This is a genomic window from Streptomyces sp. CB00316, assembly GCF_001905595.1.
Lineage (GTDB): Bacteria > Actinomycetota > Actinomycetes > Streptomycetales > Streptomycetaceae > Streptomyces.
Map to the genome: position 1 here is coordinate 514,407 of NZ_LIXI01000005.1, position 22,587 is coordinate 536,993.

Annotated in this window: 19 protein-coding genes and 4 pseudogenes; 8 read left to right on the plus strand and 15 right to left on the minus strand. The window is 70.8% G+C overall.

The window, feature by feature from the left end; genetic code table 11:
* Positions 1-46: 46 nt before the first annotated feature.
* The 4 genes from AMK21_RS16915 to AMK21_RS16930 form a co-directional block, all read right to left on the minus strand.
* On the minus strand, positions 47-1,675 hold the full coding sequence (locus AMK21_RS16915) for a peptide ABC transporter substrate-binding protein (protein ID WP_073878686.1): 1,629 nt from the start codon (positions 1,673-1,675) through the stop codon (positions 47-49).
* A 471-nt stretch (positions 1,676-2,146) separates the two neighbouring features.
* On the minus strand, positions 2,147-2,566 hold the full coding sequence (locus AMK21_RS16920; RefSeq protein WP_073878687.1) for a hypothetical protein: 420 nt from the start codon (positions 2,564-2,566) through the stop codon (positions 2,147-2,149).
* Positions 2,567-2,861: 295 nt separating this feature from the next.
* Positions 2,862-4,733, minus strand: coding sequence for a translational GTPase TypA (gene typA / locus AMK21_RS16925; protein ID WP_073878688.1), 1,872 nt, complete (start codon positions 4,731-4,733; stop codon positions 2,862-2,864).
* A gap of 380 nt (positions 4,734-5,113) precedes the next feature.
* Positions 5,114-7,618, minus strand: coding sequence for an ABC transporter family substrate-binding protein (locus AMK21_RS16930; protein WP_073878690.1), 2,505 nt, complete (start codon positions 7,616-7,618; stop codon positions 5,114-5,116).
* A gap of 407 nt (positions 7,619-8,025) precedes the next feature.
* On the opposite strand from AMK21_RS16930, the pseudogene AMK21_RS36890 reads away from it, so the two are divergent.
* Positions 8,026-8,478, plus strand: a pseudogene (locus AMK21_RS36890) (LacI family DNA-binding transcriptional regulator); the annotation flags it as partial.
* A gap of 136 nt (positions 8,479-8,614) precedes the next feature.
* Positions 8,615-9,814: a PP2C family protein-serine/threonine phosphatase gene (locus AMK21_RS16940; protein ID WP_073878692.1), complete on the plus strand. Its 1,200-nt coding sequence runs from the start codon at positions 8,615-8,617 to the stop codon at positions 9,812-9,814.
* A gap of 134 nt (positions 9,815-9,948) precedes the next feature.
* Here AMK21_RS16940 and AMK21_RS16945 read toward each other — a convergent pair whose 3' ends face one another.
* The 4 genes from AMK21_RS16945 to AMK21_RS16955 form a co-directional block, all read right to left on the minus strand.
* The gene (locus tag AMK21_RS16945; RefSeq protein WP_143194870.1) at positions 9,949-10,221 is read right to left on the minus strand and encodes a hypothetical protein; all 273 of its coding nucleotides are present in this window, start codon (positions 10,219-10,221) and stop codon (positions 9,949-9,951) included.
* A gap of 179 nt (positions 10,222-10,400) precedes the next feature.
* On the minus strand, positions 10,401-10,613 hold the full coding sequence (locus tag AMK21_RS37105; protein WP_073878696.1) for a tetratricopeptide repeat protein: 213 nt from the start codon (positions 10,611-10,613) through the stop codon (positions 10,401-10,403).
* A complete protein-coding gene (locus tag AMK21_RS36090; RefSeq protein ID WP_234421958.1) occupies positions 10,573-10,779 on the minus strand; it encodes a hypothetical protein in 207 nt (68 codons plus the stop codon). Before AMK21_RS36090 ends, AMK21_RS37105 begins: the two co-directional genes overlap by 41 nt.
* A 110-nt stretch (positions 10,780-10,889) precedes the next feature.
* Positions 10,890-11,312 carry a MarR family winged helix-turn-helix transcriptional regulator gene (locus AMK21_RS16955; protein ID WP_073878698.1) on the minus strand — a complete coding sequence of 141 codons (423 nt, stop codon included), beginning with the start codon at positions 11,310-11,312 and terminating at the stop codon, positions 10,890-10,892.
* A 190-nt stretch (positions 11,313-11,502) separates the two neighbouring features.
* Here AMK21_RS16955 and eno point away from each other — a divergent pair, with 190 nt between their 5' ends.
* Complete coding sequence (gene eno / locus AMK21_RS16960) at positions 11,503-12,795, plus strand: phosphopyruvate hydratase (protein ID WP_073878700.1); 1,293 nt, start codon at positions 11,503-11,505, stop codon at positions 12,793-12,795.
* Between the two features lie 82 nt (positions 12,796-12,877).
* Here the strand turns inward: eno and AMK21_RS16965 are convergent, their stop codons facing one another.
* The 4 genes and pseudogenes from AMK21_RS16965 to AMK21_RS16980 form a co-directional block, all read right to left on the minus strand.
* Entirely contained in the window at positions 12,878-13,264 is a 387-nt protein-coding gene (locus AMK21_RS16965; protein ID WP_073878701.1) for a hypothetical protein, read from the minus strand.
* 111 nt (positions 13,265-13,375) lie between these two features.
* Entirely contained in the window at positions 13,376-13,762 is a 387-nt protein-coding gene (locus AMK21_RS16970; protein ID WP_073878703.1) for a hypothetical protein, read from the minus strand.
* 24 nt (positions 13,763-13,786) lie between these two features.
* A pseudogene (locus tag AMK21_RS16975) lies at positions 13,787-14,195 on the minus strand (hypothetical protein).
* A gap of 4 nt (positions 14,196-14,199) precedes the next feature.
* Positions 14,200-14,602 (minus strand): annotated as a pseudogene (locus AMK21_RS16980) (hypothetical protein).
* An 8-nt stretch (positions 14,603-14,610) separates the two neighbouring features.
* On the opposite strand from AMK21_RS16980, the pseudogene AMK21_RS16985 reads away from it, so the two are divergent.
* The 4 genes and pseudogenes from AMK21_RS16985 to AMK21_RS16995 all read left to right on the plus strand — a co-directional run.
* A pseudogene (locus AMK21_RS16985) lies at positions 14,611-14,823 on the plus strand (transcriptional regulator); the annotation flags it as partial.
* Complete coding sequence (locus tag AMK21_RS16990) at positions 14,820-15,035, plus strand: DUF397 domain-containing protein (protein ID WP_073878704.1); 216 nt, start codon at positions 14,820-14,822, stop codon at positions 15,033-15,035. The pseudogene AMK21_RS16985 and the gene AMK21_RS16990, both read left to right, overlap by 4 nt.
* A gap of 171 nt (positions 15,036-15,206) precedes the next feature.
* Positions 15,207-15,347, plus strand: coding sequence for a hypothetical protein (locus tag AMK21_RS35120; RefSeq protein WP_158070721.1), 141 nt, complete (start codon positions 15,207-15,209; stop codon positions 15,345-15,347).
* 214 nt (positions 15,348-15,561) lie between these two features.
* Entirely contained in the window at positions 15,562-16,551 is a 990-nt protein-coding gene (locus tag AMK21_RS16995) for a glycoside hydrolase family 6 protein (protein WP_073878706.1), read from the plus strand.
* Between the two features lie 95 nt (positions 16,552-16,646).
* Here AMK21_RS16995 and AMK21_RS35435 read toward each other — a convergent pair whose 3' ends face one another.
* The 3 genes from AMK21_RS35435 to AMK21_RS17005 all read right to left on the minus strand — a co-directional run bounded on the left by AMK21_RS35435 (position 16,647) and on the right by AMK21_RS17005 (position 20,199).
* Positions 16,647-16,814: a hypothetical protein gene (locus AMK21_RS35435; RefSeq protein ID WP_199863214.1), complete on the minus strand. Its 168-nt coding sequence runs from the start codon at positions 16,812-16,814 to the stop codon at positions 16,647-16,649.
* Between the two features lie 311 nt (positions 16,815-17,125).
* Positions 17,126-18,634 carry a DUF6056 family protein gene (locus tag AMK21_RS17000; RefSeq protein WP_073878708.1) on the minus strand — a complete coding sequence of 503 codons (1,509 nt, stop codon included), beginning with the start codon at positions 18,632-18,634 and terminating at the stop codon, positions 17,126-17,128.
* A 14-nt stretch (positions 18,635-18,648) separates the two neighbouring features.
* A complete protein-coding gene (locus tag AMK21_RS17005) occupies positions 18,649-20,199 on the minus strand; it encodes a glycosyltransferase (protein WP_073878710.1) in 1,551 nt (516 codons plus the stop codon).
* Between the two features lie 240 nt (positions 20,200-20,439).
* Between AMK21_RS17005 and AMK21_RS17010 the strand changes: the two genes are divergently transcribed.
* Positions 20,440-22,569: a TPM domain-containing protein gene (locus AMK21_RS17010; RefSeq protein WP_073878712.1), complete on the plus strand. Its 2,130-nt coding sequence runs from the start codon at positions 20,440-20,442 to the stop codon at positions 22,567-22,569.
* Positions 22,570-22,587: the final 18 nt, after the last annotated feature.

Here is a 22,587-nt window from a genome sequence, read left to right on the forward strand (position 1 = left end):
GTCGTCAGGCCCTAATTTTTGACTGCTGCGTCATGGAAGACGCAGGTCAGGACTTCTCGACCTTGGTGAGTTCAACCTGGTTGAACAGGTTCATCTCGACGTTCTTCACGTTGGTCGAGTGACCGAAGACGTTCTTGCCGAAGCGCAGCGGGATCACCGGCATGTCCTTGGCGAGGATGTCCTCGGCCTCCTGCCACTTCTTGATGGCCTCGGCCTCGGTCTTGGCCTCGCGGCCCTCCTGAACGAGACGGTCGAAGTCCTTGTTGCTGTAGCCGTAGTAGTTCGAGGAACCCTTGGAGCTGTACAGCGGGCCCAGGTAGTTCTCCATGGACGGGTAGTCCATGATCCAGCCCATGCGGAACATGCCGGAGAACTTCTTGTTCTCGACCTGCGTCAGCAGCTCGGCGAACTTCGGCACGGCCTGGCTCACGCACTCCAGGCCCAGGTTCTTCTTGAGCTGGTCACACGTGGCGTTGACCCACTGCTCGTGACCGCCATCGGCGTTGTGGCCGATGTTGATCTTGTTGCCGTCGATGCCACCGGCCGCGGCGAGCAGCTTCTTGGCAGCGGCCGGGTCGAACTTGCAGGCCTCGCCACAGGTGTCCTCGCGGTACCCGCCCACGACCGGGGAGACGAAGGAACGCGCGGAGGACTGCGAGTCCTGGAAGACGACCTTGATGATCTCGTCGCGGTCGATGGCCATCGAGATGGCCTTGCGGACGCGCGGGTCGCTGTACTTCTTGTCGTACGTCGGGAAGGCGACGAACTGGAAGGTGGAGGCCGTCGACGTCTGGAAGCGGTCGCCGAGCTCGTTCGGAGCGGTGCCCATGACCTCGGTCGGGATCTGGTCCACGATGTCGAGGTTGTTGGCGAGCAGGTCGTTGTACGCGGTGTTCTGGTCCTGGAAGATCCGGAACTCGACCGAGTCGACCTTCGGCTTGTCACCGAGCTTGTAGTCCTTGTAGGCCTTGACCTTCACGAACTTGTCGTGGTTCCACTTGCCGTCCATCTGGAACGGGCCCTGGCCGATCGGGGCTTCCTCGTACGCCTTGAGGTCGGCGAGGGCCGCCTCCGGCATCGGGTAGAAGACCGTGTAGCCCAGAACCGACTTGTAGCCGGCGAACGGAGCCTTGAGGGTGACCTCGATGGTCTTGTCGTCGAGCGCCTTGAGGCCCGAGAGCTCCTTGGCCTTCGGCTCGGCGGCCTTCTTCGGGCCTTCCTCGCCGTCCGGGTCGACGGGGTTCATCTCGTCGTAGCCCTGGATGGTGTCGAAGAAGTAGTTGCCGTCGGCCGCGTTCGGGCCGTAGGCACCCCAGTTCCAGGCACCGACGTAGTCCTTGGCGGTGACGGGCTTGCCGTCGTGCCAGGTGGCGTCCTTGAGCTTGATCGTCCAGACCTTGTTGTCCGGGCTCTCGATGGACTCCGCGGCGGCGAGCACCGGCTCGTTCTTCGAGTCGAAGTCGACCAGCGGGGTGAACAGCCCCGAGAGGACCTGCGAGCCACCGGACTCGGTGGTCGACTGCGGGACGAGGCGCTTGGGCTCGGCGATGTTCATGCTGAACCCGCCACCGGACTTGCCCTTGCCCTTGTCACCCTCGTCGCTACCGCCACCGCCACAAGCGGTTGCGGCCAGGGCGACGACTATCGCGCACCCGACCATCTTGGAACCACGCATGGGTTCTCCTCCTCAAGAGTCCACTTTTGATCACTGCGAGAGGGGCACTGGTACGTCGCCGACACCCCTGACGGCGATGAGCAGTAACCCCGAAGTGTGCTCGTGAGTCGGCGCTCCCCACAGCGCGTGACCCATTGACCCGAGCTCAATGGAGCCAACTATTGAGTACGACCGAGCCGTAAACCACACTTAAAGGGTCTCGGTTTGACAACATCACCGACGCTCGGATGCCCGAAATCCGGACAAAGTGATCCTAGACAGACGACCGCGAAACGGACTGTTAACGCAACTTCCGGAGGGCGACGCCCGATAACCGGACACATGCATCAGGAAAATGGTTTGCGAACCGACCCGCCCCGGACGGCATTCTCGCACCGGAACCAGGGCCCGGACAGGCGTATCGCCGACCCGGTGGGACCGGATCGGCAACGGACCGTCAGCTGAGGTGCGGCCCCGTCAGGCCTGCCTCGATCAGCAGTGCTTCTTCTTCACGACGGCGGCCAGGGAGTTCTTCGGCACCTTGGTGCCGCAGCGCAGGCCGCCGTCGGTCCTGACCGTCCAGCCCTGCGCCTCGCCGTAGCGGCCGGTCTTGATCCACTTCGTCCCGGCGTCGCAGCGCCACTGGGTGTAGTAGCCGCCGGCCTTCCGCGTCCCCGCGTAGAAGACGTACTTGCCGTTCTTCGTCAGCTTGAAGGTCACGGACTCGGACTCCCTGTTGGTCCGCTTACCCTCGGCCTGCAACTCGAGCCCCACGGAGCCCTCCAGGCCGGCCAGGACGACCTTCCCGCTGACCTTGGCCCCGGCGGTCGCCTTCACCGGGGCGCCGACCTCGGTGACCTTCTCGGCCTTGCGCGTCTTGGTCGCGGTCCCGCCGGTGCAGTTCTCCAGCACGTTGGTGGTGCGTGACGACCCACGACTTCGTCTTCGACGTCCAGGTCAGCTTGTGCGTAACTCCAGTGATTTGAGGGAATACTGAGCATCGAGCACATGCAACGGAGCGCAACTGGAATGTGATGTTCCGTCAGAGTGTTTCCCACTGCACATCCAACTGCGCATCCACCCGCAGCCGCGGGGAAGCGAAAGGTCCGGCCCTCCACGGGTCGTGGAAGGCCGGACCGGTCGCCGTCACACCTCAGCCGTACCGCCGGGCGCCGAGAGCCACCTCAGCGCCCCGCACAGAGATACGTCAGCGCTTGGCGCGGGAGGCGGCGCGTCCGCGCTCCTTCTGGTCCAGGACGACCTTGCGGATACGCACGGTCTCCGGGGTCACCTCGATGCACTCGTCCTCGCGGCAGAACTCCAGGGACTGCTCCAGCGAGAGCTTGCGGGCCGGGACCACGTTCTCCGTGGTGTCCGCGGAGGCCGCACGCATGTTGGTGAGCTTCTTCTCCTTGGTGATGTTCACGTCCATGTCGTCGGCGCGGGAGTTCTCGCCGACGATCATGCCCTCGTAGACCTCGGTGCCGGCCTCGGTGAAGATGACACCGCGCTCCTGGAGGTTGACCATCGCGAACGGCGTCACCGAACCCGAACGGTCCGCCACCAGCGAGCCGTTGTGACGGGTGCGCAGCTCGCCGAACCACGGCTCGTGGCCCTCGAAGATGGAGTGCGCGATGCCCGTGCCGCGGGTCTGCGTCAGGAACTCCGTACGGAAGCCGATGAGGCCGCGGGAAGGAACGATCCACTCCATGCGGACCCAGCCCGAACCGTGGTTCGTCATGGTCTCCATACGGCCCTTGCGGGTCGCCATGAGCTGGGTGATGGCGCCGAGGTGCTCCTCGGGGGAGTCGATCGTCATGCGCTCGATCGGCTCGTGCGTCTTGCCGTCGATCTGCTTGGTGACGACCTCGGGCTTGCCGACGGTCAGCTCGAAGCCCTCGCGGCGCATCTGCTCGACCAGGATGGCGAGCGCGAGCTCACCACGGCCCTGGACCTCCCAGGCGTCCGGGCGCTCGGTGTCCAGGACGCGGAGCGAGACGTTACCGATCAGCTCGCGGTCGAGGCGGTCCTTCACCTGGCGGGCGGTGACCTTGTGGCCCTTGCCGCCCTTGCCGACGAGCGGCGAGGTGTTGGTGCCGATGGTCATCGAGATGGCCGGCTCGTCGACCGTGATGAGCGGCAGCGCGATCGGGTTCTCGGGGTCGGCAAGGGTCTCGCCGATCATGATGTCCGGGAACCCGGCGACCGCGCAGATGTCACCCGGGCCCGCCACCTCGGCCGGCTTGCGGGTGAGTGCCTCGGTCATCATCAGCTCGGTGATGCGCACGTTGGACATGGTGCCGTCGCGCTTGATCCAGGTGACGGTCTGGCCCTTGCGCAGCTCGCCCTGCTCGACGCGGCAGAGCGCGATACGGCCGAGGAAGTTGTCGGCGTCCAGGTTGGTGACGTGGGCCTGGAGCGGCGCGTCCTCGTCGAACTCCGGGGCGGGGACGTGCGAGAGGATCGTGTTGAAGAACGGCTCCAGGTTCTCGCTGTCCTGCGGGACGGTGCCGTCCTCGGGCTTGGTCAGCGAGGCGACGCCGTCACGGGCACAGGCGTAGACGATCGGGAACTCGATCTGGTCCTCGTCCGCGTCCAGGTCCAGGAACAGGTCGTACGTCTCGTCGACGACCTCGGCGATCCGGGAGTCGGGGCGGTCGGTCTTGTTGATGCAGAGGATGACCGGCATCTTCGCGGCCAGCGCCTTGCGCAGCACGAAGCGGGTCTGGGGCAGCGGACCCTCGGAGGCGTCGACGAGCAGCACGACCGCGTCCACCATCGACAGACCGCGCTCGACCTCGCCGCCGAAGTCGGCGTGGCCGGGGGTGTCGATGATGTTGATCGTGATCGGGTCCCCGCCGTCCTTGGGGTGGTACTTCACCGCCGTGTTCTTGGCGAGGATCGTGATGCCCTTCTCACGCTCCAGGTCGTTCGAGTCCATCATGCGATCGTCGAGGTGCTCGGCGGCGTGGGCGGCGAACGCTCCGGCCTGCTTGAGCATGGCGTCGACCAGCGTGGTCTTGCCGTGGTCGACGTGGGCGACGATGGCTACGTTACGGATGTCGTGGCGCGTGGGCATGGGTGGCTTGAGCTTCTCTCGGATCGTGGGATCAGGCGTCTCAGTCGGTCTTCGAGTCCTCGTACGCCCGCCGGGCGGCACGCCACGGCTCGTCCCATGGTACGGGCCTTGCGCGTGCCGGGCTTCCCGGACCGATCCGCGCAGGCGGTCTTCCCGTGTGATTCAGCCGATATTCAGCCGGTGTCAAGGAGCGGCGGCAGCTGAGGAGGAGCCGCGTGGGGGGGGGAGGGTGTGAGGAGGTCGAACGGCCCGGGTCAGGGCGGATACCACCCTGCCCGCCGGGGTCGCCGACGGGCAAGGCTTTTGAGCAGCATCTGAGCTTGCGCAAACCGTTGACCTGGTATTTTCTCCGCTGACCTGCTGGTTCCTCCGCTGACCTGCTACTTCTTGCGGTCTGCGGGGGAACCTGCCGCTTGCCGGTCCGTGAACCCGATGTCCTGGTAGCGGGGGGCCGCGAAGCCGAAGGCGCCGACGTTCGCGAGCTTCTTGTCCACCGCGACGAGCTGCGGGCGCTGGAAGAGCGGAATGGATCCGGCAGCCGCCCAGATCCGGGCGTCCGCCTGCTTCATCAGCTCCCGTGCGGCCTTCTCGTCGAGCTCGGCGACCGCCTGGTCGAAGAGCTGGTCGATGTGGTCGGTACCGACCCGGGTGTAGTTCTGCTCCACCAGGAGCGACCCGTCGGTGGCCGGCTCCGGCTTGGCGTAGATCGGGCGTCCGTCGGTGGCCGGGTAGGCCGTGGCGGGCCAGGAGTAGAGCGCCAGGTCGTAGTCGCCGGAGGCGATGTGGTCCTTGAAGTAGCTCTCGTCGGGAACCTTGGTGATCTCCGTACCGATCCCGATCCTCTCCAGCATCGCCGCGATCCGCTCGCCCACACCACGCAGCGTCTGCGAGCCGGGGCCGGAGGGGAGCACGAAGCGCAGGGTCAGCGTCTTGCCGTCCTTGCCGAGCGGCCCATTGGCCGAGGCGGGGGCGGGGGCGGCGGTGCCCAGGGGGGCGTACGCACCGGCCGCTCCGCCGGGTTGTTTCTCCTGGGCGGTGGCCTTGTCCTGGGCGGTCGCCTTCGAGGCGGCTTCCGCGGTGGTGCTGTCCTCGCTCACGGCGCTCGCCTGGCGGAGCAGGGCGAGGCCCTGGGCGGCCGCGGCCCGGGAAGGGGCGAGAACGTGGGTGGCGGTGGAGGCGTCGGGGGCCTGGACGGGGCCGGCGCCCGGCTTGTTGTCCTGGCCGACGATGTAGAGGCCCTCGGCGCGGGAGGCGGCGCTGTCGTCGGAGCCGACGGCGGCCCGGTCGGCCTTGTCCTCGTCCTTGTCGGTCGTGTCGGCCTTCTTCTCGGCCTTCTCCTCGTCCTTGTCGGTCCTGTCGGCCTTGTCTGTCTCCTTGTCGTCCGCCTCGGCCTTGTCGGTCTCCTTCTCCGCCTCGGTCTTCTCCGTGTTCTCCGTGCCCTCCTTGTCCGCGTCCTTCTTCTTGTCCTCCGCGTCCTTCTTCTCCGCCTCGCTGCCCGCCTTGGTGTCCTTCGGCTTCTCGGCCGCACCGCCCTGGGTCCACCCCGCGTCGGCCAGCAGGGCCTGGGCCTCCTTGGTGTTCTGGTCGCCGAGCGCCCCGCTGCCGTCCTTGTAGCCGGGCTGGCCGGCCAGGGCCAGGTGGCTGCCGAGCGGCTTCGCCGGGAGCCCGAGCGGCTTCAGTACGGTCTCGGCGAGCTCCTGGCGGTCCAGGGCGCGGGCCACCGCCCGGCGGACCCGGTCGTCCGCGAGCGGGCCGGACTCGCCGTTCAGCGCGAGCTGGGTGTAGGCGGGCTCCAGGGACTTGCGTACGGCGTATCCGCGCAGGGCCTTCTGCTCCGCCCCGTACGCGACGACGGCCTTGCGGTTCTTCTCCCGGGCCGCCTGGGCGATCTCCGCCTGCTCCTCGTCGGAGCCGTGGGCCAGGGCCCAGGAGCGCAGGGCCGCGGCCGGCGTGAGGTCGGCGCCCGGGCCGTGGGTGAGCGGCTGGCCGTTGCCGCCGTCGCGGAGGGCGAGGGCGATGCGGTTGGCGGTGGTGGCGTCGACGTCGGTGATGTGCACGGTGCCGTCGGCGAGGGCCTTGGTGCGGTCCTCGGGCGCCACCGCCCGGAAGACGATGCTGTCCAGCTTGGCCTTCTCGCCCCACCAGCGGGGGCTGCGGACGAGGGTGACGGTTCCCTTGGCCTTGCTCACGCCCTTGAGCTGGAAGGGGCCCGCGGTGTTCTTCAGGGCGGTGCGCGCACCGTCGTTGAAGGCGTCCGGCGAGCCGGTGATCTCCTTCGGGTAGAGCGGCGAGAAGAGCGAGCGCCAGTCGGCGTACGGCTTGGCGAACGTGACCCTGACCTGGAGGTCGTCGGCGCCGCGCTCGATCTTCTCGATCCTCTCGTAGCCGGCGTTCCGGGCCGTCCAGAAGGCCGAGTCCTTGCCGCTGAGCGCCCGCCACTGGGCGACGAAGTCGGGGGCGCCGATCTCGCGGCCGTCGCTCCAGACCGCCTGCTGGTTGAGCTTGTAGAGCACGACCTGCTTCGGCTCGCGCTCGATGATCTTGGCGGACTCCAGGTAGTCCGGGTTGAGCTTCGGCCGCCCCGACGCGTCCATCGGGAAGAGCGTGGGCAGCAAGGCCCCGGTGATCCTGGTGGTGGCGCTGTCGGCGTCCGCCTGGAAGGCGTTGAGGGTGGTGGGCATCGCGTCCACGGCCCAGTTCACCGTCGATCCGTCGGCGACCCGGTCGCGGGCGGCGGGGGCGATGTCCTGCGGGACCCCCCGGGAGGTCTCCTCGGTGTCGGAGCTGCACCCCGCCAGTGCGGGGATCGTGAGCACCCCCGCCGTGAGGAGCGCGAGCGAGCGGCGCTTTCGTACCGTCCCGCGCGGGACGCCGACGTGGGACATGGCTGATACCTCCGGGGCCGGCCCGGACCACCCCGTACCGGAATGGGCCGGATAGTGCTTGTTGGTGGCATTTGCAGTTGATCACACTGATTCCTGCCACCCACTGAAAGCGCCTCCGCGCGGGAGGGGGCGCCGACACGGCCGACGGGGACCACAAGCTCACCCGCCCGGAGGAACGTTTCGGCGCCATCGGGCGCCCCCGTGGTCCCGGAATCCCCCGGGGCGCCCCCACCGCGGCCCGGATCACCGCGTCTTGCTCCCCCGGCGGCCCAGGACCTAGGGTGAATGCGCTTTCACAAGCCAGGAGGGACGGCATCAGCCGCCCAGGTGACAGCGCGGGCGGGCCGCCCGGTGACCACGACCGGCGGACGGCCGCGCTGCGGAAGAAGAAGCGGACGGTCGGTCGAGTGAGCGCCCCCACGGTGTACGACGTCGCCGAGCGGTCGGGCGTCTCCATCGCCACGGTCTCGCGGGTCCACCGCAACCCCGACTCCGTGCGCGCCCAGACCCGTGAGCGGGTCCTGACGGCGGCCCGCGAGCTCGGATACGTACCCAGCGGCAGCGCCAGGGGCCTGGCCAGCCGCACCACCGGCGTGCTCGGCCTCTGCTTCCCCGACTACGCCGACCCGGACGCCGAGAGCGCCGCCGCGCTCAACGACGCGGACGACGACCAGGCCGTCATGCTCTACTCCGACCAGATCATCCGGGGTATGGAGCGGGCGGCGAGGCGCCACGGTTACGCCCTGCTCATCGCCGCCTCGCTGGACGGCGGGCCGGAGAGCCTGGTCGCCAAGGTCGCGGGGAGGGTCGACGGGTTCGCCGTACTGCACCGGCCCGTGCCGACCGAGGACCTGGAGGTGGGACGGCGGGCCGCCGGGCAGCCGATGACTCGGCCGCTGCACGCGCATGTGTGCCGAGAAATCGGCCAGGCTTCTCGAACGAAGGGCTGAACCGGGCCGGGGAGGGCACAAGCACTCCCTACCCGAGGAGGCTGTGGTGGTGAATGACGGAACGGGGCTGGCCGCAGTGCTCGCGGCCGCGAGGGATGCCGCACCGGTGAATTCGCTCGATGTCGTGGCGCGCGACCTGCGCACCCGGTTCGGTGCGCGGTACGTGTCGTTCCTCTTCGTGGACGTGGTCGGCGGTCACCTGCTGCGGGTCATCGACACGGCCGGCACCTCCGAGGAGAACCGGACCGAGCGGGTTCCGCTGGCCGGCAGCGGCATCTACGACAAGGTGCTGCGTTCCCAGAAGCTGGTGGAGGTGGAGGTGGAGCAGGACGGGCAGGGTGAGCGCGTACTCGCCCCCGTGACCAACCGCGGTGACGCCATCGGCGTGCTGGAGCTGTTCCTCGACACCGTCACCGAGGACGTGCTGGCGAAGATCGAGGAGGCCGCGCACGCGCTGGCGTACATCATCGTCACGGACCGCCGCTTCACCGACCTCTACCACTGGGGCAACCGCACCACCCCGGTCAGTCTGGCGGCGGAGATCCAGCGCCAGCTCCTTCCCTCCGCCCCCTCCTGCGACGCGGCCGAGTTCGCCCTCGCCGGAGCTTTGGTACCGGCCTCCGACATCGCCGGGGACACCTATGACTACAGCCTCGACAGCAGCGACCTGCACCTGTCCGTCACCGACGCCATGGGCCACGACGTCAACGCCTCTCTGATCGCGACCCTCGTCGTGAACGCCTCGCGCGGCGCCCGCCGTGCCGGAGCGGATCTCTCCGAGCAAGCCCGCCAGATGCATCAGGCCCTCCTCGACCACGGGAACAACACCTTCGCCACCGGCCAGGTGCTCCGCATCGCCCTGGACGGCAGCCGCGCCCAGCTCGTAAACGCCGGCCACCCAGGGCCGCTCCGGCTGCGCGACGGCGCGGTCGAGGAGATCGCCGTGCGGGTCGACATGCCCTTCGGCTTCCCCCCGCAGGGTTCCTACCAGGTACAGGACCTCGACCTGCGCCCCGGAGACCGTCTCGTGCTCTTCACCGACGGCGTGCAGGAACGCGAAGCGGAGACGGTCGACCTGTCCGGGCTGCTGCTCCAGACCGCCGCCGAGCACCCGCGAGAGGTCGTCCGCTCGCTGGTCAACGCCGTCGCCGACGCCTACGGTGGCAACCCGCCCAAGGACGACGCCACCGCCCTGTGCCTGGACTGGAACGGCCCCCGGAGCGAGACCCGCCGACCGCACTCCTGAGCCCGTGCCGTGGCGGCCCGCGCCAGCCGCCGGACGAGCAGAGCAGACCCGCGAGTGGGCCGGCCTCGCCGGACGGCCGACCCCTGCGGCGTCCGGGCCCCTCGGACGGCCGGGCCCGCAACGCAGCCGGCCCCTCAGTCGGCAGCCGTCACCCACTCCCCCGAGAGCCGCGTTTGGTTCGCATCCAGCTCCGCCGCCTCGGCCGTCATCGCTCCCGCGTCGTCCATGAGGGCAATCACCGATTCGCCCTGCTTTCGAATCTCCACGAAGGCCGACCAGAGGAACGCGAGGGCGTCTCGGGAGGCGAGGGCGCCTTCCGGGTCGGTATCGAGGCGTACGGCCAGGGTATGGAGCCATGTCCTGAACGCCCGGTCCGCCGGGTCGGGAGGGGGCACGACTGCCTTCATCACGTCCCATCCCCTTCCTCATCCGCGTCCGCCCTGGTGTAGGCGGCGGCGGATTGTTCCCACGCTTCCCGTACCTGTGACGGAGGTGTGCCTGCGGCGCTCGGAGTCTCGGCCATTTCGGCCCACGCCTCCCCGGTGTGGAACCAGTCCTGAACTACGGTCGGCATCTCAACAGCCCGTCAGCCGGCCGCGATGGCCTCGTCGAGACGCCCCGTGCCCCTATACGCGGTACCGAGGTTGTTCCAAGCGGTGGCTTGACCATGGGTGTCGCCGGTCTGCCGGAAGAGGTCAAGAGCGGTCTGGTGGGCGTGGGCAGCCCCATCGAGACGAGACGCCGCAACTCTCCCAGCGCTACCCCGAAATGGTTCCAGGCACGTCCGCCACCCATGCACGTGCGCGGTCGCACTCGGCGGCCGCCGCGCGAGCCTTCTCCAGGGTGGAGCGCAGTCGGGCACGGACATGAGGGTCCTCACCGGTCCGGGCGTCCAGGTAGCCGGACCACCCGTCGAACGCCTTGCTCAACTCGGCGCCCAACATGACCTCGTACACGTCCGGCACTCCGCCGACCCTCCGTCGAACTTGTCCCGGCATGGAACAGCGGGCGGGAGCGGACACGATAGGACGAGTGCCGGTCCGGGCGCCCGGGAATCACCCCCCGCACCCGGTCGTCAGTGCGCCGCCAGCCTCTCCACCAGCCCGATCCCCCGCGCCAGCAGCTCCCGCTCCTCGCCCGTCAGCTCCGACTCGATGGCCCGCGCGAGCCAGTCCGTCCTGCGCCCCCGCTCCTCCTCCAGCAGCGCCTGCCCGGCGGTGGAGAGTTCGACCAGGCTCTTGCGGCCGTCGGTCGGGTGAGCACGGCGGGTGATCAGGCCCTGGTCCATGAGCAGGCCGACGGCTCGGGCCATGGACTGCGGGCGAACCCGCTGGTCGGCGGCGAGTTCGCTGGTCGTCATCGCACCGCTGCGGTCCAGGGCGCCGAGGACGGCCACCTGGCCGAGCGGCATCTGGTCCTCAAGCTTCACGCGCCGCGTGAGCTTGCCCATCGCCGTGCGCAGTTCGGCCGCGACGGCGGCGGATTCCGGTTGGGACATACCGAATTTTAACGCGGGCGCGCTGGGCAGCCGCCCGCCGTCACACAGCAGAACTGCGCAGCTCACCTACACAGCAAAGCTAAACAGCATAACTGCACAGCACTGCTGTAGAGTCTACGGAGCCGGGTACCGCGCCACCGCCGCCGCAGCCGAACCCGGCGGAACACATGCGACAACGGGAGGGCATCCCATGACCGCCATCACCTCCGTCACCGGCCGCACCGTCCTCGACAGCAGGGGCAACCCCACCGTCGAAGTGGACGTAGAACTGGCCGACGGGTCCACCGGCCGGGCCGCAGTCCCCTCCGGCGCCTCCACCGGCGCCCGCGAGGCCGTCGAGCTCCGCGACGGCGACCCCGCCCGCTGGCACGGAAAGGGCGTCGACCAGGCCGTACGCAACGTGAACACGGAGCTGGCCGCCGCAGCCGTCGGGCGCGAGGCCGAGGACCAGGCCGGCCTCGACGCCGTCCTCGTCGCCGTCGACGGCACCCCCGCCAAGTCCCGGCTCGGCGCCAACGCCGTCCTCGGGGTCTCCCTGGCCGCCGCGAAGGCCGCGGCCGCCGCCCACCGCCTGCCGCTCTACCGCTACCTCGGCGGCCCCGGCGCCCGGCTGCTGCCCGTACCGATGATGAACATCGTCAACGGGGGCGCGCACGCCGACAATCCGCTGGACTTCCAGGAGTTCATGATCGCGCCGATCGGTGCGGAGACCTTCGCCGAGGCCGTACGGATGGGGTCGGAGATCTTCCACACCCTGCGCCGCGACCTCCTCGCCGCCGGGCACTCCACCGGCGTGGGCGACGAGGGCGGTTTCGCCCCCTCCCTGCGCACCGCCGAGGAGGCCCTCGACTTCGTGGTGGCCGCCGTCGAGCGCACGGGGTACCGGCCGGGCACGGACATCGGCCTGGTCATGGACCCCGCCACGTCCGAGTTCTTCCGCGACGGCGTCTACGACTACACCGGGGAGGGCGTACGCCGCACCCCCGCCGAACAGGCGGACTACCTGGTCAAGTTGATCGACGCCTACCCCGTCGTGTCGATCGAGGACCCCATGGCCGAGGACGACCTGCCGGGGTGGCGGGACCTGACCGCACGCGTCGGTGCGCGCTGCCAGCTCACCGGTGACGACGTCTTCTGCACCAACGAGACCATCCTGCGCGAGGGCATCGCCTCCGGTGTCGCCAACTCGGTCCTGGTGAAGGTCAACCAGATCGGCACCCTGACGGAGGCCCTGGCCACCGTCAACGCCGCCCACCGGGCCGGCTACACCGTCGTCATGTCGCACAGGTCGGGAGAGACCGAGGACACGACGATCGCCGATCTGGCGGTGGCCACCGGCTGCGGCCAGATCAAGACCGGCTCGCTGTCCCGCTCCGACCGCACGGCCAAGTACAACCAACTCATCCGCATCGAGGAGCAGTTGGGCGAAAGCGCCCAGTACGCGGGGGCCGAGGCGCTGCGGGTCGGCACAGCCGCACGCTGATGGCGCCCGCCCAGCCGTAGGAGAGACCGAAAAGGGCCGGGAGCTCAAGCTCCCGGCCCCTTCCACATCGCGGTGCGCGGTATCAGTTGCCGATGCCGGAGCTGCCCACGCCAGAGTTGCCGATGCCGTGGCTGCCGAGGCCCGTGTTGCCGAGACCCGCGTTGCCGATGCCGCCGTTCTCGATGCCCGCGTTGCCCAGGCCCCAGTTGGCGATCCCGGCGTTGCCCAGACCCGAGTTGGCGATGCCCGCGTTGCCCAGGCCGGAGTTCTCGATACCTGCGTTGCCCAGGCCCCAGTTGGCGATGCCCGCGTTGCCGGCGCCGCCGTTGTAGAGGCCGGCGCTCCCGACGCCCGTGTTGCCGATGCCGGAGCTGCCCACACTGTCGGCGCTCGCCGTACCGGCGCCGCAGAGGGCCAGAGCGGCGGCGGCACCGAGCGCGGTCGTCACACGGATAAGGGTCGTGCGCATCGTGGCATACCTCCCATTTAGGAAATCTTGCTGCCATCCCTAGCACGCGCCCGGGCCGGATGCGGGGATGACCGCCGGAAGCCGCCGTACACTCACCGGCCCGAGTGGTCCCTACGGCCCGTCCGGCGGGTCGGGCCGGGGCCCCGCGAGGTCCGGCCACCCGACGACGTACGCGTCCAACGCCTCCACCGTGGGGTCCACGACGTCCCAGTCGTGTACGGAGGGGTGTCCGGCGAACAGCCCGCACGCGTCCCCGCTCCGGGCGTCGACCGCGGGGCACCAGGCCGGCCCCGCCAGCCGGGCCCTGCCCCCGTTCCATCGCACCCAGACGGCCTCACGGTTCGCGTCGTCCTCCCACAGCAGGCACGCATGATCGTCGTCGTGGGCCTCGCCGAGTTCGCACAGGACGTACCCGGCCTGCGGCGGGTTCCCGGGCGCGGCCAGGCGCACCACGTGGTCCGGCGGTGGCAGCAGGGCCACGGCGGCGCATTGCTTCATGGGGCGGAAGACCTCCGGTCGCCGTCAGGACTCGTCGTTGCCGGTGGGCGACGTGATCAGGTCGCCGAGGGGGTCGGTCACGCGGAAGGAGTGCGGGGCGGGGTGGTGGTCGAAGTACGCACACGGGGTGACGGTGCGGGTGGCCAGCTCGCGGAGGCGGGCGGGGCAGACCGGCAGGGTGGCCAGGCGGTAGACGCGGTGGACGCCGGTGCCGGTCCACAGGAGCCACAGGTCCTGGTCCACGTCCGGGGTCTCGACCGCCCAGAGGTACGCGGCGTGCTCGGCGGACTCGCCGTGCTCGCCCCAGTTCGCAGAGCAGGAACTCGCCCTGGTCGAGAACATCGGGCGCGTGCTCCGGGCCACCCTCCATGGTGGTGAGCGCGAGAAGCGCCTCGCAGTACGGAACCTCGGTCACGGCGGTGCACTGCAGCACGGCGTCAGGTCTCTTCCCTACGGGTGGTGAGCGGCCGGTCCGGGCCGACCGGCCATCCGGCGAGGGTGACGTGCAGCCCGACGGCGGGGTCGGTCACGATGAGCAGGGCGGGGCGCCCGGACTCCAGAACGCCTATGGCCTCGTCCTGGCGGCCCTCGTCGTTCGCCCACGCCCGCAGCCCTTCCGGGGCGTCCGAGCCGTGGAAGGTGATCTGCCGGACGTCCCTCGCCCTGAGCCACGGAGAGGCGGGCGGCAGGTCGCGCCCGTGTCCGTCCGCCAGGCGCAGTGCCTGTCTGCGGAGCCACAGGAGGACCAGCCGGCGATGCGGTACGGCGATTCCGCCGAGCCACAGGGCCCCACCCGTCGGCCGTGACGGTGACGGTCGCCACGTGATCCAGGTCCCTCATGCGGCAGCGAGCGTCGACCCTTCAGCCGGTCGGTGAACCTGCTGACCCTCCAGGACCGGTCCGTGGTCTCCTACGTCGAGTCCGAGACGCAGGGGCACTTGGACCGTGAACTCGGCTCCGTCATCCCGCTGGTGAGGGCCCACCATCAGTTGCAGAACGTGTCTCTGTCGCAGACAGACTCCGTGGACGTGTTCCACCGGCACCGAAAGGGCACACCGTGACGACCGAAACGACGACCCAGCAGTGGGTCAAGTCCTCCTACAGTGACAACGGCGGCACCTGCGTCGAGTGGGCCCCGCGCACCGCGACCACCACCGGCATCGTCCCCGTACGCGACTCGAAGAACGTGAGCGGTCCGGTGCTCAGCTTCCCCGCCGCCGCGTTCTCCAGCTTCGTCGCGGGCGTACGGGCCGGAGACTTCGGCACCGTCTGACCGGCCCACCGGCCCAGCCTCCGCCCCACCCCAGCGCGCGCTCGGCACGGTGGGGCGGAGGCGGTTCCAGGGCCGGAGACCGCCGGGCTCAGCGCCCGACCCTCAGGCGCCCTCGCCGACTTCCCCCGCTTCGTCAAAGGTGCTCTGTAGTCGCGTCACTTCGCCGGTCCGTTGAATCTCAGCACGCGCCAGGTCTTCGGTGTCGTCTCCGCGGCGCTGGCCGTCGCGGCGGTGGAGGAACCCTCGGTCGCGGAGGCCGCGGCGTACAACCAGTGCCGGCGCGGGGGCGCGAGCTGCCACCGGCGTCGATGACAGATGTCATGGCCCACCGCCGTCCGGCCGCCGTGCCCGACTCATTGACAGCGAGGGGTCCCCCTGCCACCGTCTCGTCTGACGGCGGCCGTTCCCGGACCTCAGCCTCAAGGGTCCACCGCGCGCGCTCCCTTACCCCACCCCACCCCGCGCCTCCCACCCCCACAGCTCGGCCGCCGTCGGATGGGAGCGCTCCCAGAGAAGGGCCGCACTCGTGAGACGACTTCTCCGTACGCTCGCCGCCTCGACGTTCGCCTGTCTGCTCCTCCCGCTCGGCGCCGTACCGAGCAGCGCCACGACCACGTCGGTCCAGGCGAGCCCGATCAGCATGACCAGCGGTTTCCACACCGACCCGCACTCCGGCCCCGCCGCCTGGGCCGCCGCCAACCCCGGTGACGGCCGCGCCGCCGCCATCCGGGACAACATCGCCAACCGGCCCATGGCCCGCTGGTTCGGCGCCTGGAGCGGAGACATCGGAGCGGCCGTCGGCTCGTACGTCGGTGCCGCCGACGCCGCCGACAAGCTGCCCGTGCTCATCGCGTACAACATCCCGGGCCGCGACGCCTGCGGCGGCCACTCCGGTGGTGGCGCCGGGACTCCGGCCGCGTACCACTCCTGGATCTCCGCCTTCGCCTCCGCCATCGGCACACGGCCCGCGCTGGTGGTGATCGAGCCGGATTCGCTCGGCGACTTCAGCTGCCTGAGCCAGGCCCAGATCAACGAGCGCAACGGGATGCTCCGAGGCGCCCTGACCGAGTTCCGTAACCGTGCGCCCAACACCTGGACCTACCTCGACGCCGGAAACCCGGCCTGGATCGGCGCGGCCACCATGGCCCAGCACCTCGACGGCGCCGGGGCCCGCGAGGCGCACGGCTTCTCGCTGAACATCTCGAACTACTTCACCACCGGCGAGAACACCGCGTACGGCAACGCCATCAGCTCGGCGCTCTCCGCCTCCTACGGCTACACGAAGCCGTACGTCGTCGACACCAGCCGCAACGGCAACGGCTCGACCGGCGAGTGGTGCAACCCCGGCGGGCGCCGGATCGGGGCCGTCAGCCAGACGGGCGGCGGTGGCGGGGCCGAGATGCTGCTCTGGCTGAAGACGCCCGGGGAGTCGGACGGCGACTGTGGGGTCGGCGGCGGGTCGGCGGCCGGGCAGTTCCTGCCGGAGGTCGCGTACAAGATGATCTACGGGTACTGAGGATCCGGACAGGAGACCAGGCGCGGCGTTGCCGCCTATCGCAACGGTGCGGCCACCCTGCGAGTCAGGGTGGCCGCACCGTGGTTTCTCTACTTCTACTTCTTCTGGGCCCTGATGATCATGAGGACCGTGAGCGCGCCGCAGGCCAGGCCCGCGAGTGCCCAAGGAACGCTCGGCCTGCCGTCATTGAGGTGGTAGCCGATGGTGGAGAAGATGAGCGTCTCGATCAGGACGATGAGCAGCCACCAGCGTCTTCCTGGCATCCGGTCTCTCCTTTCGGTTCATGAGATGGGGCGGTGCCGCTCTTCTCCAGGAGAACCGCAGTTTGCAGTGCTTGTTGGTGCAGTAGGCGCGGAGATGGCCCCCCGACCGCGACCGGGACGCAGACCGACGAGCAGCTCGGTGACTGCGGGACACCTTCGTGGATCCCGACGGTGACAAGATCCAGGGCCGGGCGGCCCGGCTCAACAGCGGCCGGTGGCGGTGACGCCCGGCGCGCGGGTCAGAGGGCTCAGCCGCCGGTCAGGGTGCGGCCGAGGAGGGGGAGCAGGCGGTCCCAGTCGCAGAGCGCGGCTCAGGGCGTCCGCGTCCCGTCCGTCACCCGCTCCAGCCCGTAGTAGTCCGCCACGCACCCGCCCGGCCAGTAAGTGGCGCCTCCCCGGCCGAACGGCTCCAGCATGGCGCTGACGACGAGCCGTTCGTACGGCATCACCCGCTCACCGTCCGCCGCCCCCTGCCGCAGCCGCCGGTCCTGCGCGTCCCACTTCTCCGCCCTCGCCCGCATGTTGGTGTCCAGGTTGAGTAGCGAGACGGCCGGGCCGGCGCAGACCAGGACGCAGAGCGCGGCGCACACGGCCTTCGCCAGGGCCGTACCGCGTACGTGCCGCCGCACCGCGAGGCCCAGGAGTGCCCCGGCCGCGACGAGGAGGACCACGTAGAGCAGGAGGTAGTCGTTCCAGAGCCGGTTGGCGCTCGGGTCGCTCACCCGGTCCTGGAACACCGGGTACGCGATCATCGTGCACAGGTAGCCGGAGAGCAGGAAGGTCAGCGGTCCGGCCCAGGCGAGCAGCGGCCAGTGGGCCGGAGTGCGCGGCGTACGGCCGTCCCGGCGGTCGCCGAGCAGGCCCAGCAGTACGCCGACCGCCACCGCGCCGACGTACTGCCAGGTCGTGACGGTCTGGACGGTGATCTCCGCGAAGTGCCGCAGGGAGGCGGCGAGCGAGTCGGGGGCGAGCAGCGACGTGGTCTCCGCCCCGAACCGTTCGCGGCGGTGGATCGAGCCGGGTGAGGTGATCAGCACGAGTCCGCCCGCCAACGTGCCGGCCAGGCCCGCCACACACCATCGGCGGGCGAACGCCCTGGCGGGGGACGGGATGAGACGGCCGCTCAGGAGCAGCGTGGCCAGCAGCACCAGCAGCATCACGATCGCCGTCTCCTCCGAGAGGGTGGCGATGAAGGCGCCCGCGAGCAGCGCGACGGCGAGGGCGAACCCCCGGCCCCGGCGCGTACGGGCGAGCAGCAGCGGGATCAGGGCTGCGCAGGCCAGGGCCGGTGGCAGGGTGTGGGAGACCGAGGCGGCGGGCCAGTAGAACGTCTTGTAGGTGTTCGGCGTGACGAACAGGAAGAGCGCGGTCACCATCGCCGCGACCAGCAGCGGCAGCCCGCGCGGCACGGTGACGCCGCCCCGGCGCAGCGCCGACACCGTCACCGCCCACAGGACCGCGAGCACCAGCACCCCGCTGACGACGGGGAACCACTGGTGCCCGGCGACCTGGAACTTCGCGTAGGCGCCGACGAGCATCGCGTTGGCGACGCGTCCGTTGTCGTCGAAGTAGAACTTTCCGACGAGGCCCGTGATGCCGCCGTCCCGTACGGCGGGGAGGAAGCACCAGTCGTCGGCGCTGGGCCGCACCCACCGGCCGAACCAGGAGGCGGCGGCGAGCAGGGCGAGGGGCGGGAGCGCCAGGGCGCTCACCCAGAGGGCGGACCGGGGCCCGTGACCGGGTTCCGGTCTCCTCCCCGGGGCTTCACCTGTCCCCGCCGGCTCGTCCGACACGGCAATCTCCCGGGCGCTGTCGGTCATCACGAATCCTTTGTTCACCGGTCCTCGGAGAAGGGCCCGGAGGTCTGCGTCCGCCGGGCCGCCGCCGAGGGACGCGGGGAGGTCCCTGCGGAGAGGGGCCCCTCCGGCACCGGCCGTCCGGGCAGGGGATGCGCCGTCCGCTCCGCTACGGCGACCCCGGCGGGGCGGCCCGACATGATCGCCCACCGGGCCAGCAGGAACGAGACCGGCGTGACGATGACCCCGGCCGCCAGCGCGGCGAGGTTCTTGTCCATCCCGAGACCACTGACCGCTCCGTAGAGCAGTGCTCCGGACGCCACCAGGTTGACCAGGGTGGAGACCGGATAGCGCACGAACGCGTGCCAGGTCGGCTTCGTCCGGCAGGTGACGTAGCAGTTGAGGAGGAACGAGCAGACGATGCCGACCGCGTAGCCCAGCACATGGGCCGCGAGGTAGGGGATCCAGCGGTTCAGTGAGGCGTAGACGCCCAGGTAGACGGCGGTGTTGACGCAGCCGATGAGGACGAAGCTGCCGAACTGACGCGCCGTGCGGGACCGGGTGGGGGGCTGGGTGGCGGACCGGGCCGGGACGGCCGGCTCCCCCGGCTCCCCGATGGTCAGCGGCCCGGTCGGCGGCCGGCGCTCCCGCAGGGTCCGACGCGTCGCGTCGGTCTCCCGCACCACGTAGGGCGGGCGGTGTTTCGCCTCGTGGTAGATGCGGCCCACGTACTCGCCGATGACGCCGAGGGTGACCAGCTGGATGCCGCTGAGCGCGACGACGGCGGTGAGGAGGGTCGCGTACCCCGGGGTGTCCGCGCCGCGCAGGACGACGGTGATCACCGTCCACAGCGCGTACGCCAGGGCCGAGACGAAGACCCAGAAGCCGGCGTAGATGGCGAGGCGGAGGGGACGGTTGTTGAAGGAGAGGAGCCCGTCGATGCCGTAGTTCAGCAGGCGCCTGCTCCCCCACTTCGACCGGCCGGCCACGCGCTCGGTGTTGCGGTAGCGGAAGCTGACGGTGTCGAAGCCGATCCAGGAGAAGATCCCCTTGGAGAAGCGGTTGCTCTCGGGGAGCGAGAGGACGCTCTCCACGGCCCGCCGCGACAGCAGCCTGAAGTCGCCCGAGCCGTCGATCAGCTCGACGTCCATGCACCGCCGTACCAGGGCGTAGTACGTGTGGCTGAGCGTGGAGCGCACCACGCCCTCGCCCGCCCGGTCGCGACGCGGGATGACCTGGTCGTAGCCGTGCCGGTGCAGTTCGAGCATGCGGGGGATCAGCTCGGGCGGGTGCTGGAGGTCGGCGTCCATGATGACCACCGCCGCCCCGCGCGACATCCGCAGACCGGCGAGCATGGCGGCCTCCTTGCCGAAGTTGCGGCTGAAGGCGGTGTAGTGGACGCGCTCGTCGCGCAGGGCGAGGGTGGCGAGGAGCCGGCGGGTGGTGTCGCCGCTGCCGTCGTCCACGTAACAGATCTCGAACGGCGTGCCGAGCCCTTCGAGGACGGTGAGCAGGGCGGTGTGGAAGGTGTCGAGCACCTCGGCCTCGTTGAAGCACGGCACGACGACGGAGAGCTGAAGGCCGTTCATGGGGATCCTCCGGACTTCGCTTCGGCGGCCGGTCACCTGCGGCAGAAGGGGAGGTTTATTCCCTTTTCCTACTTTTGCCCATCACGTGTGGCCGGCCGGCCCTTCCCGCCCCGGACGCGCGGGCCGCCCGACCCTTTCATCCGAACAGCGCAGGCCGCCCGAGAGCCGCCGACGAGGTCCCCGAAGCTCCGGTCGCGAGGCCGGGAAGCCGGACATAACCTCACAAACGTGACGCCATCCGTGGACCGTATCCGGAGCTCCGCGCCCGGCAGGGCCCTGCTCACCGGCCTGCTCGCCACGCTCATCGCCGCGTGCTGGCTCGCCGTGCCCGCCGCGGTGGGAGCTCGCGCGGAGGACCCGGTGGAGCTCTCGCGGGACGGCCAGATCACCGACCGGGTCGGCGCGCTCCAGGACCGTGCGGGCGTGGTGGAGGACGCCCTCGACCGGCTCTACGCGGAGCGGCGCATCCAGCTCTTCGTGGTGTACGTACGCGACTTCTCCGGGCGCGCCGGGCAGACCTGGAGCGACGAGACCGCCAACCGCAACGGGCTCGGCCAGGACGACGTGCTGCTCTCCGTCGCCACCCACGACCGGCAGTACGCCTACTCCGTGGACGCGGGATCCGAGCTCACCGACGAGCAGCTGCGCGAGGTGGCGTCCTCCGCGGTCGAGCCCGCGCTGCGGGAGAACGACTGGGCGGGGGCTGCGATCGGGGCGGCGGAGGGCTACGCCTCCGTCCTGGCCGGGCGCCCCGTGACCGCCCCCGCCATCACCCCGGGCCCCGCCGACCCCGGTACCGGCGCCTCCGGCCCCTCCGGTGCGGGTGACCTCATCCTGCCGGTGGTCGTCGTCGGGGGCGCGGGGGCGCTCGCCGTGTTCGCGTACACCCGGCGCAAGCGGCGCTCGGAGACCCGCACCACCCCGGCCGCGACCGGCTGGGGACGGCCCGCGGAGGCAAAGGACGTGCCGGTCCCGCTGGAGGAGCTGGACGCGCGGGCGAAGCAGCTGCTGGTGGACACCGACGACGCGGTCCGCACCAGCGAGGAGGAACTCGGGTTCGCGACCGCCCAGTTCGGCGAGGAGGCGGCGAAGCCCTTCACGGCGGCGCTCGCGCGGGCGAAGGACGAGCTGACGCGCTCGTTCCGGCTGCGCCAGCAGCTCGACGACGCCTTCCCCGAGGACGATGCCACCCGCCGCCGGATGCTGGAGGAGATCCTCACCCGGTGCACGGCCGCCGACGAGGGGCTCGACGCCGTCGCGGAGGACTTCGACCGGCTGCGCGCCCTGGAACGCGACGCTCCGGAGGCCCTGGCCACCGTCGAGACCACGTTCCGCACGCTCACCGGACGTGTCCCGGCGGCCGAGGCGACGGTCGCGGGGATGCGCGAGCGGTACGGGGTCGGGGCCGCCACCCCCGTCACGGGCGACGTCGACCAGGCCAAGGACCGGCTCGCCTTCGCCACCTCCGCCCTGGACCAGGCCCGCCAGGCGGTGGACGGCGCCGATCACGCCCGGGCCGCCGTCTACGTCCGGGCCGCCGAGGGCGCGGTCGGCCAGGCGGGCGCCCTCATCGACGCGGTGGACCGGCGCGCGGCCGAGCTGGCCGAGGCGGCCGGGAAGCTGCCCGCGGCCCTCACCGAGACGGAGACCGACCTCGCCGACGCGGGCGGCCTCCTCGAAGGCACCACCGGCGCCACCTCCACGGCCGACCTGCGGGGCCGGATCGCCCGCGCGGAGGCCGTACTCACCGACGTACGGGAGGCGATGGCGGAGGGACCGTACGACCCGGTCGACGCGCTGCGCCGGGTGGAGGAAGCCGACGCGGCCCTGGACGAGGCGCTCGCCGGGGCCCGGGAGCAGGAGGCGGGCGGCCGGCGGGCGCGCTCGCTCCTCGACCAGGCGATGCTCACCGCCCGCTCCGCGATCGGGGCGGCGGCCGACTACATCACCACGCACCGGGGCGCGGTCGGCGCCCAGGCCCGCACCCGCCTCGCGGAGGCCCAGCGCCGCTGGGAGCAGGCCCGGCAGCTGGCCGAGGGCGACGCGCAGGGTGCCCTGGCCGAGGCGCAGCAGGCGGACGCGCTGGCCCGGCAGGCGCAGAGCCTGGCCGAGCAGGACGTACGCGGCTTCCAGGGAACCGGAGGCTTCGGCGGTCCCGGCGGAGCGCCCGGCGGCGGCATGGGCGGGGCGGTGCTCGGCGGGATCATCCTCGGCGGGCTGTTCGGGGGCGGCGGCCGGGGCGGCACGGGCGGCGGCTTCGGCGGGGGGTTCGGGGGCGGAGGCGGCCGGTCCGGAGGGTTCGGCGGCGGTCCCGGCAGTTTCGGCGGGGGCGGTACGCGGGGTCGCCGGGGCGGTGGCGGCCGCTTCTGAACGACCGGCACACACCAC